Annotated in this window: 11 protein-coding genes; 7 read left to right on the plus strand and 4 right to left on the minus strand. The window is 64.9% G+C overall.

Annotated elements, in window-relative coordinates:
* The first annotated feature begins 25 nt into the window (after window positions 1-25).
* The gene (locus tag OXT71_09270; protein MDE2926574.1) at window positions 26-751 is read left to right on the plus strand and encodes a metallophosphoesterase; all 726 of its coding nucleotides are present in this window, start codon (window positions 26-28) and stop codon (window positions 749-751) included.
* On the opposite strand, the gene OXT71_09275 is transcribed toward OXT71_09270, so the two are convergent.
* From OXT71_09275 to OXT71_09285, 3 genes are all read right to left on the minus strand, one after another.
* Window positions 748-2,052 (minus strand): acetylxylan esterase, encoded by a 1,305-nt coding sequence (locus tag OXT71_09275; protein MDE2926575.1) that lies wholly within the window; start codon window positions 2,050-2,052, stop codon window positions 748-750. The two genes, OXT71_09270 and OXT71_09275, sit on opposite strands and share 4 nt — an antisense overlap.
* 19 nt (window positions 2,053-2,071) lie before the next feature.
* Window positions 2,072-3,532 carry a sulfatase-like hydrolase/transferase gene (locus OXT71_09280; protein ID MDE2926576.1) on the minus strand — a complete coding sequence of 487 codons (1,461 nt, stop codon included), beginning with the start codon at window positions 3,530-3,532 and terminating at the stop codon, window positions 2,072-2,074.
* An 84-nt stretch (window positions 3,533-3,616) separates the two neighbouring features.
* Complete coding sequence (locus tag OXT71_09285) at window positions 3,617-5,077, minus strand: sulfatase-like hydrolase/transferase (GenBank protein MDE2926577.1); 1,461 nt, start codon at window positions 5,075-5,077, stop codon at window positions 3,617-3,619.
* A gap of 273 nt (window positions 5,078-5,350) precedes the next feature.
* Here OXT71_09285 and msrP point away from each other — a divergent pair, with 273 nt between their 5' ends.
* The 4 genes from msrP to OXT71_09305 all read left to right on the plus strand — a co-directional run bounded on the left by msrP (window position 5,351) and on the right by OXT71_09305 (window position 8,989).
* Entirely contained in the window at window positions 5,351-6,361 is a 1,011-nt protein-coding gene (msrP, locus tag OXT71_09290) for a protein-methionine-sulfoxide reductase catalytic subunit MsrP (protein ID MDE2926578.1), read from the plus strand.
* An 87-nt stretch (window positions 6,362-6,448) separates the two neighbouring features.
* Complete coding sequence (locus tag OXT71_09295) at window positions 6,449-7,108, plus strand: Maf family protein (protein MDE2926579.1); 660 nt, start codon at window positions 6,449-6,451, stop codon at window positions 7,106-7,108.
* 94 nt (window positions 7,109-7,202) lie between these two features.
* A complete protein-coding gene (locus tag OXT71_09300) occupies window positions 7,203-8,369 on the plus strand; it encodes a dipeptidase (GenBank protein ID MDE2926580.1) in 1,167 nt (388 codons plus the stop codon).
* A 59-nt stretch (window positions 8,370-8,428) separates the two neighbouring features.
* Window positions 8,429-8,989 (plus strand): hypothetical protein, encoded by a 561-nt coding sequence (locus OXT71_09305; protein MDE2926581.1) that lies wholly within the window; start codon window positions 8,429-8,431, stop codon window positions 8,987-8,989.
* A gap of 40 nt (window positions 8,990-9,029) precedes the next feature.
* Here OXT71_09305 and OXT71_09310 read toward each other — a convergent pair whose 3' ends face one another.
* Window positions 9,030-9,962 carry an aldo/keto reductase gene (locus OXT71_09310; GenBank protein ID MDE2926582.1) on the minus strand — a complete coding sequence of 311 codons (933 nt, stop codon included), beginning with the start codon at window positions 9,960-9,962 and terminating at the stop codon, window positions 9,030-9,032.
* 216 nt (window positions 9,963-10,178) lie between these two features.
* Here OXT71_09310 and OXT71_09315 point away from each other — a divergent pair, with 216 nt between their 5' ends.
* The gene (locus tag OXT71_09315; GenBank protein ID MDE2926583.1) at window positions 10,179-11,456 is read left to right on the plus strand and encodes an iron-containing alcohol dehydrogenase; all 1,278 of its coding nucleotides are present in this window, start codon (window positions 10,179-10,181) and stop codon (window positions 11,454-11,456) included.
* Window positions 11,437-11,853 (plus strand): hypothetical protein, encoded by a 417-nt coding sequence (locus tag OXT71_09320; GenBank protein ID MDE2926584.1) that lies wholly within the window; start codon window positions 11,437-11,439, stop codon window positions 11,851-11,853. The genes OXT71_09315 and OXT71_09320 overlap by 20 nt, the downstream gene beginning before the upstream one ends.
* Window position 11,854 lies beyond the last annotated feature (1 nt).

The raw sequence follows: 11,854 nt of genomic DNA on the forward strand, positions 1-11,854 counted from the left end.
GCGCCGTGGTGGCCGGGGAGGTGTCGTGCGCTGGGTCGTAGGCGATATTCAAGGTTGCGCCCGGGAGTTCGAAAAACTCCTTTCGGTTATCCGTTTCGATCCGAAACGGGACCAGTTGTGGTGCCTTGGCGACCTGATCAACCGGGGACCCGACTCGCTGGCCGCCCTGAGGATCTGGTCGGACATCGGCGGGCGCTCGCTCCTGGGAAACCACGAGATTCACGCCCTGCTCGCCTTCTCGGGAGTCCGGCCCGAGCCGCCCAAGTCTCTCCGGGCACTGTTTGCCGCACCTGACGTCGACGAACACATGGCCCGGCTGAGAGCCTGTCCGGTGCTGGTGCATCTCCCGTCGCCGGGCGGAGGACCCGGGGCGTGGATCGTGCACGCCGGCCTGAAGCCCACGTGGAACGACCTGCCGGATGTGGCGGGGAGACTCAACGCGGCGCCTCACGACGACGCCTGGCTCCGGAGCGACGGTGTCCGGTTCGCTACGTCGGTCCGCTGCTGCACCGCCGAGGGTCTTCCCCTGAAGTACAGCGGCCCCCCCGCCGGCTGCACGCCGCCTTACCAGCCATGGGACAGCTTCTACCGGGGAAACGCCCTGGTGGTCCATGGGCACTGGGCGGCGCGGGGGTTCTACCGCGGCGGCCTCACCATGGGCCTCGATTCGGGGTGCGTCTACGGAGGCGAGCTGACGGCGTGGTGCCAGGAGGAGGACCGGCTGGTCCGGGTCCCGGCCATGTCGGGCTAACGGCCCTTGCGCAGGTGCCGGTCGGCAAAATCCAGATACCGGTCCCAGTCGTAGCCGGTCACGTCGTGGCGGCCGCTCCGGACGTGGTAGCCGATGGTGCCCGTGAGGGGTTGGTTCACCCCGGGCATGGAGTCCCCGGGCAGGCCGGGCAGCCCCAGCAGTGCGTAGACGGGGCTCGCGTGCCGGGCCGACAGGTGCTCGCCTCTCGGATCCGCCCATCGGTCCTCCACCGCGCTGGCCACGTAGACCGGACGGGGAGCCATCAGGGCCACCAGCAGGTGCTGGTCTATCGGGAGCCTCTCCTCGTGGTCGCCGTATTGCTTGAAGTTCCCGCAGAACCAGTGGGGAAAGACGCGGTTGATTCTCTCCACGGTCTCTCCGAAGCGGCGGCGGCTCAGGGCCGCGCCGCCGCAACCGGAATTGTTGGAAATGACCAGGGCGAATCGCTCGTCCTCGGCGCCGGCCCAGAGGGCGGTCTTTCCCAGGCGGGAATGGCCCAGCACCGCCACCTTGGCCGCGTCGATTCCCGGATCGGTTTCCAGGTAGTCCAGGGCCCGGCTCAATCCCCAGGCCCAGGCGGCGATGGACCCCCACTCGTCAGTGTCGGGCCGAGTCTGTCCCGGCCGGTAGAAGAGGGGGTGGACCCCGTTTCGGAACTCGTCGTGGTAGTCGGGATCGATGTCCCCGTAGTAGGCCGTCACCAGGGCGTAGCCGCGGCCCAGAATCTTCTCCACCGGCCAGCGGCGGGACAACGTTCCGCGGCCCCTCTCCGTGGCCCGGTTCTCCACCACCGCGCCTTCGACCCTGGAAGGGCGCATCCAGGTCTTGGGCAGGGCGATGCCGGGGTCCGGATGGACGGAATGGTTCCCGCCAAAGTTGAGACCCAGGAACGCCGGGACCGGATCGGAACCGGACGCCGGCAGGTAGATCAGAAGATCCATCCGGGGGCGGTCCTGCTCCGGGCTGAAGTAAACGGAGACCTCTTTGCGGACGGCGGCGCCGCCCAGTGCGCGAGCATCCACCGAGATGACCCGGGATCTCAGCTCCGGGGGCGGTCCGGGTCGGCGCCCGTACATCTGGGAGCGGAAGAGCTCCAGGATCTCGGGCCGGCGGACCTCCCGCCAGTCGCTGGCGGTCTTGACCCGGCGGCCGTCCTCCGTCACCAGGGGATCGGGGAGGACGTAGGCGGGGACCTTCGTTTCGTCGTAATTGGGCTCCCGTTCCTGCGCCGGCAGAAGCAGCGACGTCGCCGCCGCCAGCATCAAAACGGAGGAGATACGGATACCGCTTCCGGCTTTCATGAGATCTCCGGGTCCGGCGTCAAAGGAACCGCAAGCCTCTCTGGGCGCCCAGGCCCCGGTTCGCCTTGCGGACGTACTCCCGGTCCGGCAGCCCCACCAGGCGGCCCTCCCGGACCCACTCCAGGTCCGAGCCGTAGAGATGTTTCACCAACAGCCCCGCCAGACGGTCCTGAACCTCCCGCAGGGAGTCATGCCCTGCCAGATTCCGCTGTTCCAGGGGGTCCCGGTCCAGGTCGAACAACTGGAAGACGTTGCCGACCGGATAGTAGATGAGCTTGTAGCGCCGGTCGCGGATCATGCGGGTCGATTCCGGACCCTCCCGGAATTCGCCGTAGAGATGGTCACGGTCCGCGTCGCCGGCCAGAGAGATTCCGTCGAGGGAGCCGGGAGGCTCAAGGCCGCAGAGGTCCAGCAGCGTCGGCATCAGGTCTCGGAGTTCCGCCAAGCGGTGGTCACGGCTGCCCGGCGGGAATCGCTCGTCACCGGCCGCAGGCACGATGATGAGGGGCACCCGGGCCGACTTCTCGTACATGACTCCCTTGGCCCACATCTGGTGGTCTCCCAGCATGTCGCCATGATCCGCGGTGAAGGCCAGGATGGTGTTCTCTGACAGCCCCTCTTCGCGCAGCGTTCCCAGAACCATCCGGATCTGGTGATCGATGTGGGTGATGGTGGCGTAGAAAGCCCTTCTCGCCAGGTCGATCTCGCCCGGAGTGGCCAGGCGCGTGCAGAACTGGTCCATGTAGGGCTTGATGCTGTAGGGCAGGTCCTCGAACGACCGGGACCAGTCGCCCCGGATCGTCGGGTCCAGTTGCAGATTGCGGTAGAGGTCCAGATACGCGGCCAAAGGCCAGACGGGCGGGTGCGGACCCACGAAGGAGAGATACCAGAAGGCGGGTTTCCTGGGGTCACGGCGCCGGATGGTGCGGCACATCTGCGCCGCCGCCCAGTTGGTGGGGTGGCAGTGTTCGGGCAGGTGCCAGGAACGGGTGACGTAGTCGTTGTTGCTGAGCCCGCCGGCGTACTCCTGCCCCGCATAGCCCTGGTCCGCCAGGTAGAGCTCCCAGTCGTCGGCGTATCCGTCATCCAGATGGTGGCGCCCTTCCTCGTTGAGGATCACCTCGTCGAAGCCGATCCGGTCGCGCTGGGGATAGACATGGAGCTTGCCGACGGCATGAGCTTGATAGCCGGCCTCCCGGAAGAGCCCGGGCAGCGTCGGAACCGTTTCCGGGTCGGGCATCTCCAGGTATTCGTTGAAGACCCGGTCGCCGTGGCTCCGCGGGGAGAGGCCGGTCATCAGGCTGCGCCGGGCGGGAATGCAGACGGGGCAAGCCGAATAGGCACGGTCGAAGTGGACGCCGTTACGGGCCATCTGCGCGATGGTGGGAGTCATGACCACCGGATGCCCGGCCGGGCGGGTGAAGAGTCCGGACCAGTGGTCCACGCAGATGAGCAATACGTTCGGCGCCTTCTCCGGCATCGTGCGGTCCCAGTCTACAGCACGCCAAGGGGAAGGGTCCCCGGTTCTCTCATTCGGGTCTTCAACGGTCTTTGGAATCCCACGTCAAAGGAACCGCCAACCTCTCTGGCCGCTCAGGCCCCGGTTTGCAGACCGGACGTATTCCCGGTCCGGCAGCCCCGTGAGACGCCCCCCCCGGACCCACTCCAGGTCCGAGCCGTAGAGATGGTCCACCAGCAGTCCCACCAAGCGGTCCTGAACCTCCCGCAGGGAAGCCTTTCCGGCCAGATTCGTTTGCTCCAGAGGGTCCCGCTCCAGATCGAAGAGTTGGAAGACGTTGCCGACCGGGTAGTAGATGAGCTTGTGGCGCCGGTCGCGGATCATGCGGGTGGCCATGGGACCCTCCCGGAATTCGCCGTAGAGATGATCCCGGTCGTCGCCGCCGGCCAGAGAGATCCCGTCCAGGACTGCGGGAGGCTCGAGCCCGCAGAGGTCCAGCAGCGTCGGCGCCAGGTCCCGAAGCTCCGCCAGGCGATGGTCACGGCTGCCCGGCGGGAATCGCTCGTCACCGGCGGCCGGGACGATGATGAGGGGGACCCGCGCGGACTTCTCGTACATGACTCCCAAGGACCACATCTGGTGGTCTCCCAGCATGTCGCCGTGATCCGCCGTGAAGGCCACGATGGTGTCCTCCGACAGCCCCTCTTCGCGTAGCGTTCCCAGAACCATCCGGATCTGGTGATCGATGTGGGTGAGGGTGGCGTAGAAACCCCGTCTCGCCAGGTCGATCTCCCCTGGGGTGGCCATTCGCAGACAGAATTGGTCCATGTAGGGCTTGACGCTCCAGGGCAGGTCCTCGAACGACCGGGACCAGTCTCCGTGGACCGCCGGGTCCAGTTCCAGATTCCGGTAGAGATCGAGATATGCGGCCGGCGGCCAGAGTGGCGGGTGAGGTCCCACGAAGGAGAGATACCAGAAGCCGGGCTTCCGGGGATCGCGGCGCCGGATGGTGCGGCACATCTGCTCCGCCGCCCAGTTGGTGGGATGACAACGCTCAGGCAGGTGCCAGGAGCGGGTCAGGTAGTCGTTGTTGCTGAGTCCGCTGGCGTACTCCTGGCCCGGATAGCCCTGGTCGGCCAGATGGAGTTCCCAGTCGTCGGCCTTGCCGTCATCCAGATGGTGGCGCCCTTCCTCGTTCAGGATCACTTCGTTGAAGCCGATGCGGTCGCGCTGGGGGTAGACATGGAGCTTGCCGACGGCATGAGCCTGGTAGCCGGCCCTCCGGAAGAGCCCGGGCAGCGTCGGAACCTTTTCCGGGTCCGGCATCTCCATAGTCTCGTTGAAGACCCGGTCCCCGTGGTTTCGCGGCGAAAGGCCCGTCATCAGGCTGCGCCGGGCGGGAATACAGACGGGGCAAGCCGAATAGGCACGGTCGAACTGGACGCCGTTTCGGGCCAGTTGGTCGACGGTGGGTGTCATCGCCACCGGATGTCCCGCCGAACGGGTGAAGAGTCCGGACCAGCGGTCGGCGCAAATGAGCAGTACGTTCGGCCTTTTCTCCGGCATGGTGCGGCCCCAATCTATAGCACGTGCAGGTGAAGAGTTCCCATATCCCACTAAGCAAAAGGAGGGGCGATTTCCAATCGCCCGTGCGCCGCATTCCCCGATGTTCCAAGAATCGGCGGTTAGGAAACCGCCGTTCCCGCTCCTATCCTTTTTCTACCGGGTGTCCGCCGGGCCGGTGGGGGAGCTTCTGTCTGGGACCAAGAAGGGCGCCCACAAGGGGCGCGCCTGACCGATCATCTTTGATATCTTGAAATGAGCGACTGAGGAGGCTCCATGTACAAGAATTCCATCGCCGGCATCTCTTCCCACCCCGTCACCGAGCCCCAGGTCTTCTTCTCCAGGCGCCGGTTTCTGGGAGGGCTCTCCATCGGCGCATTGGCTGCCGGCAACCTGCTCTGTGGAAAAGCGGCGGCGCCGAAGGAAATGCTGGAGGCTCCCTTCAAGCGGCCCGACGTCTTTCCGACGGAGCGCAATTCGGCCTACACGCTCCCGGCGGGAGTCGACCCCCGCATGACTCCCCGGGCGACCGCCGCCGTGCACAACAATTTTTACGAATTCCTTCCGGGGCGCGGCGGGCCGGTCTGGGAGCATATCGAGGACTTCAAGGTGGATCCGTGGAAGGTCGTGGTCAGCGGCGAATGCCACGAGCCTCAGACTCTGGATCTGGACGACCTCTTCGGGTTCGAGCACGAGGAGAGGGTCTATCACTTCCGTTGCGTGGAACGTTGGGCCATGAATGTCCCCTGGAGCGGATTTCCCCTGAGCAAGCTCCTGGACCGCGTGAAACCCAAGGCGTCCGCCCGCTTCGTCCGCTTTCTGAGCGCCTTGAAGCCCAGTCAGATGCCCGGAGTCCGGCAGGCCCGCCTCTATCCGTGGCCGTACCACGAGGCCCTGCGCATGGACGAGGCCATGAACGAGCTGACGATGCTGGCGACCGGAGTGTACGGAGAACCGCTCCTGAAGCAGCACGGCGCCCCGGTGAGGCTCGTCGTCCCCTGGAAATACGGCTACAAGAGTCCAAAGTCCATCGTGAAGATCGAATTGGTCAAGAAGCAGCCCAAGATCTTCTGGCAGATCCAGGAGCATGAATACGGCTTTCTGTCCAACGTCAATCCCTACATTCCCCATCCCCGGTGGCCGCAGAACCGTTCGCACTGGCTCGACAGCGGCGACGAGTTCCCCACCCCTTTGTTCAACGGTTACGAAAAATACGTGGCCTCTCTCTACCCGGACGAGCCCAGGACTCTGCAGCGCGCGTTGCGGCGGGGTCAGACCGCCCGGTGAGAAATGCGGACCGGGGGAGCGCCGTTCCGGTCAACTCACGCGGAGAGGATCACCAGGTCGCTCACGACGATTCGCGGACGGACGGTCATGTCCGGTGAGCCGACTCTGATCCTGGCCTCGGCCTCTCCCCGGCGCCGGGAGTTGATCGCCCGGCTGGGGTTTCCCTGTGTCTTTTGCGAGAGCGGTCTCGATGAGGATCGGATCGAGGCTCCCGAACCAACGGCGCTGGCTGTCAAGCTGGCCCGGATGAAGGCGCGAAGTGTTGCTTCCGGCGTGCGCCGGGGCGTCGTCATCGGATGTGACACTCTGGTGTGCCTGGATGACAGGGTCCTGGGCAAACCGTCCCATCGCGATGACGCACGGCAGATGCTCTTGGCGCTCCGGGGCCGGACCCACGATGTGATGACGGCCGCCGCGGTGCTGGAGGCTCCAACGGGAAGGGAAGAGTCGGTGGTGGTCACTTCCCGAGTGCGCATGCACCGATTCGGCCAATCCGTCCTGAGTCGCTATCTGGACACAGGCGATTCGCTGGACAAGGCGGGCGCCTACGGGATTCAGACGGCCGGAGCCGGGTTGGTGGAGTCCTTTTCCGGATGCTATTTCAACATCGTCGGCCTTCCGCTCTGTGAACTGGCCCGGCTCCTGGGCCGCTTCGGGATGACGCCGGACCCGCCCCACCCTGCATGCATTCTCCCCGGCGGCCGGGTCTGCCCTCGGTGGAAGGATTCCCCAGGTTTGACAATGTAGCGAGTCGAGGGCCGCCAAGCGGGTGGCCCATACGGGGTCCCGGTTCCTTTCCCGCGTGTATACTCTCGGGCGAAACGAAAAACCAGGAGCAACCATGAAGCAATGGAATCTCTTATTGGCCCTCGCGGTCATGGCGGCAGCCAGCGCCTGGCTGGCCGTGGGTGTCGGCGGCGACGGCGACGCCAGGGCGCGCCGGCTGCATTTTTCTTCCCTGGTGCTGGACACGCACCTCGACACCCCGTTGCGGATGAAGGACCCGAACTATGACTTCGGCCGGGAAAACGACATGGGGCACGTGGACCTTCCCCGGCTCAAGCGAGGAGGACTCGACGGGGCCTTCTTCTCCATTTACATGCCCGGGACCGTCACCGGTCCCAAGGCTGTCAGCGATTCGCTGAAAACCATTGCCTCGGTTCATCGCCTGGTGGAGATGCACGGGGATTCCCTGGAATTCTGCACCAGCGCCTCCGATGTGCGCCGGGCTCAACGAACGGGCAGGATCGCGGTGCTGATGGGAATGGAGGGGGGGCATATGATCCACAACAGCCTCCCCATCCTCCGGATGTTTGCCCGGCTGGGGGTCCGCTATCTGACGTTGACCCACAACGTGAACACCGACTGGGCCGATTCGGTGGCCGATTCGCGCGTCAACGAAGGGCTGAACGATCTGGGCCGAAACGTGGTGCGGGAGCTGAACCGCCTGGGTGTGCTCATAGACGTCTCCCATGTCTCGGACGAGACCTACTGGGACGTTCTGGAAGTCACTGAAGCACCCGTCATAGCGAGTCACTCCTCCTGCCGGAATCTGTCGAATCATCCCCGGAATATGAACGACGAGATGATCCGGGCCCTGGCCAAGCAGGGCGGTGTGATCCAGATCACCTTCGTGGACCATTTTCTGGATGTGGAGCATCATGCGGCCCGGGAGGCCTCGATCCAAGAGGCTGCCGCAGAAGGGGAGGCGAAAACGGAACGGAAGCCGATCCCCCCGGTGAATTGGGAGAGGATCGTGGACCACATCGATCACGCCGTCCAGGTGGCGGGAGTGCGCCACGTGGGTCTCGGCTCCGATTTCGACGGTGCGGACATGCCCACGGGAATGGAGGACGTGAGCTTTCTCCCCAAGATCACCCGGGAACTGCTGGAAAGGGGCTACGACGAAAGCCAGATCCGATTGATCCTGGGTGAGAACACGCTGAGGGTCCTGCAGGAGGCGGAGGAGGCCGCCATCAGGATCCGGTCCCGGGAGGGCGCGCGATGATTCCGGGATCCCATGGGCACTTGCCAGCCGAACGCCCGATTCATTACCCTGCAACGGTTATGAGAAGACTTCTGCCGTCCCTCATTCTGGTCCCTATCCTGATCAGCGCCGCGGTCGCGCTGCAGGGTCCCAGCCCCGGAATCACCTCCGTCTCCCCCGACGGGCGGGAGTTCGTGAACGTCTTCAACGCCGCCTCCGATCGGACCCGGCTGGTCACGGTCTTTTCTCCCACGTGCGGCCACTGTCTCCGGGGAGCGGCCGATATCCAGAACATCTTAAGCAAGGAATCCGGAGCGAGAATCAAGGTCCTGATCCTCTGGGCGCCCATCCTGGGAAGGGATTCCAGGAGAGCGGCGCTGCAGGCCGCCGCCTATCTCCGGGACCCGCGCGCGGAACATTTCTGGGACCTTTGGAACTTCGGCCGGCAACACTACAACAAGAAGCTCCAGTATCCCGACGACAAGTCGGCTTGGAACATCTACGTCCTCTACAAGCCGCACCTCGCCTGGCACCGGAGCGGTCCGGAACCGACGGTCTGGATGCAGGGGCACCATCTGGAATTCGGCCTGGAGTACACGGCGGACCTGCTCCACGAGCACGTCAAGAAGTTGGTCCGCTGATCGCCGTGGCTGGCGCCGGAGGCCGAATCCGGCGGGCTGGTCAACCGAAGGTATCGGGCTGGGACGCCTGGTCCAAGCGTTCCCTCAACTCCGGGTCCAAGCCTCGCTCCAGGGTTTCGAAGGCCTGATCCACGTGGGAGATCTTTCTCCCCCCGATGAGAACGCAGGTGATGTCGGGCTGAAAAATGGCCCAGGCCAGCGCCAGGTCCACCAGTGAGCGTCCCGCCTCCGCGGCGATGGCCTTGATCCGGTCCACACAGGCGAAGTTCCGATTGCTGAAGAAGACGTCCTGGTGGCCGGGAGCCACGTCGAACCGGGTGCCTGAGGGGATGGGGCCTTCCTTGGAGTACTTGCCGGCCAGGAATCCCGAGGCGATGGGGGCGTAGGAAATGATGGCCACGTCCTGGTCCTTGCACAGGGGAATCATCTCGGCTTCGATGGTGCGTTCGACCAGGCTGTAGGAAGGCTGCATCGATTCGAAGCGCGCCCATCCGCTCCGGTCCTGGCGCCAGAGCGCCTTGCAGAATTGCCATGCGCCGCAGTTGCTCAGTCCCAGGTGGCGGACCTTGCCCGCTTGAACGGCCCGGTCCAGGCTCTCCAGGATCTCGTCCAAGGGGTCCCCGTCGTGGGGAAAGTGGTGGATCTGAAAGAGGTCGATCCAGTCGGTCTGCAGGCATTGGAGACTCTGGTCGATCTTCTCGGTGATGATACCTGCGTCCAGCTTCCCGTAGCACTTGGTGGCCAGGACGATCTCCTGGCGGTTCTTCCGTTCGGCGAGCCAGCGGCCGATGATGCGTTCCGATTCGCGGTTGCTGTACGCCTCGGCCGTGTCAATAAGGTTGATTCCCCGCTCCAGAGCCCGGTCCATGAGGCGCCAGGCGGTGGGCCCATCGATCTCCCGGCCGAACGTGGCTCCGCCGAAGGCGATCTGGCTCACTCGAAGTTCAGTGCTGCCGTAGCGTCGGTATTCCATCAGTCGGTCCTCCTGGGAAGCCGGATTGTAGGTTTGGAGCAGGAGGGTGTCAACAGTCCGTGGTGACTTTTGCCACGGGCTGTCAGGGTTCCCGGAAGTGGGGAATCGGCCCCGAATTTGCGCCTTTTCCGACCCTTCAAGTACCATACCACCGGTGCGACGAGGCGGTTTCTCCCGCCTCGTTGACGGGCTGGAGCGTCTCGAGAGACTGACTTCATGGAGCGGGATTTCGCGTTCGAGATGTCGGCGTCCAACATCCGCTTCGGGTCCGGGGCCACCCGGGAAGTGGGGATGGATCTGGCCGATCTCGGCGCCCGGCGGGTCATGGTGCTCGCGGACCCGAACTTGGTGGAGAGTCCTCCCGTCGAGTCGGCCCTGGAATCCCTCTCATGCGAGAACGTGGACTTCTCTCTTTTCGACGCGGTCCGCGTGGAGCCCACCGACGGGTCGTTTCAACAGGCCATAGAATTCGCCACCGATGGTGGATTCGACGCCTTCGTCGCCGTGGGCGGCGGTTCCACCATGGACACGGCCAAGGCGGCCAACCTCTACTCCACCTATCCCGCGGACTTTCTGGAATATGTGAACCATCCCATCGGGCGGGGAACGCCGGTTCCGGGTCCGCTCAAGCCCTTGATCGCCATTCCCACCACGGCCGGGACCGGGAGCGAGACCACCGGAGTGGCCATCTTCGATCTGCATGGCATGAAGGCCAAGACCGGGATCGCGCACCGGCGGCTGAGGCCCACGCTGGGCATCATCGATCCCGAGAACACCAGGACGCTGCCACCGGTGGTGGCCGCTTCCACGGGTCTGGACGTCCTGAGCCACGCTCTCGAATCGTTTACCGCCATCCCTTTCGGCCGGCGCCCTCTTCCGCCGCGTCCGGTGGAGAGGCCTGCCTACCAGGGCTCCAATCCCATCAGCGACATCTGGGCCCGGCAGAGCCTCGAGATCGTTTCCCGCTACCTGGTCCGCGCCGTCGAGGATATCGGGGACGAGGAAGCGCGTTCCCAGATGCTGCTGGCGGCCGCCTACGCCGGCATCGGATTCGGAAATGCCGGGGTGCATCTGCCCCACGGCATGTCGTACCCGGTTTCGGGAATGGTCAAGAGCTTCCGCCCGGAGGGGTACGGACCCGGGCATCCCATGGTTCCCCACGGGATGGCCGTGATCCTGAATGCTCCGGCAGTGTTCCGCTTCACCGCCCCCGCCTGTCCCGGACGCCACCTGGAAGCCGCCCGGATCCTGGGTGCGCGGACTTCCGGCGCCAGGGAGGAGGACGGGGGAGAAATTCTGGCGGATGCCATCATCCGGATGATGCGGCGGCTGAAGATGCCCAGCGGTCTCGCCGAAATCGGGTATGATTCAGAGGACATCCCCGGGTTGGTGCAGGGAACGCTGCCTCAACACCGAGTGACGAAACTCTCTCCTCGCCCCGCCGGCGAGGAGGAACTGGCCCGAATGTATGAAGATGCGATGGCTTACTGGTAATTTCCGGTGGTGGCAGCTTGCCGCCGGCGCCTGCCTGTGCCTGGTCTCCTCCGGATCGGAGTGGGTCCTGGCCCAGGATGTGGGTTCGCCGGTCCCTCCGCCCTACCGGGCTGAGCGTCGCTCCGATTTCAATCCCACCCGCACGGTCAAGGGCATGTTGATCGGGATCAGCCACGAACGGATGAGTCTCACCGTGCTGGACCGCAAGGAGGGCACTTCCTTTGCGCTCTTTTTCCCCGAGAGCGCCAAGGTGAAGACCTCCAGGAAGGTCCGGAAAGCACTGGGCAAGAAGAAGGCGTCGTGGCAGGACCTGAAGCCGGGCTTCCAGATCGAGGTGAAGTTCCTGGAACTGAACCGGGAAGTCCTGGAGATCAAGCTCCTGAAGGTCGAGACCTGAG

It is taken from the genome of Acidobacteriota bacterium (assembly GCA_028874215.1).
Taxonomy (GTDB): domain Bacteria; phylum Acidobacteriota; class UBA6911; order RPQK01; family JAJDTT01; genus JAJDTT01.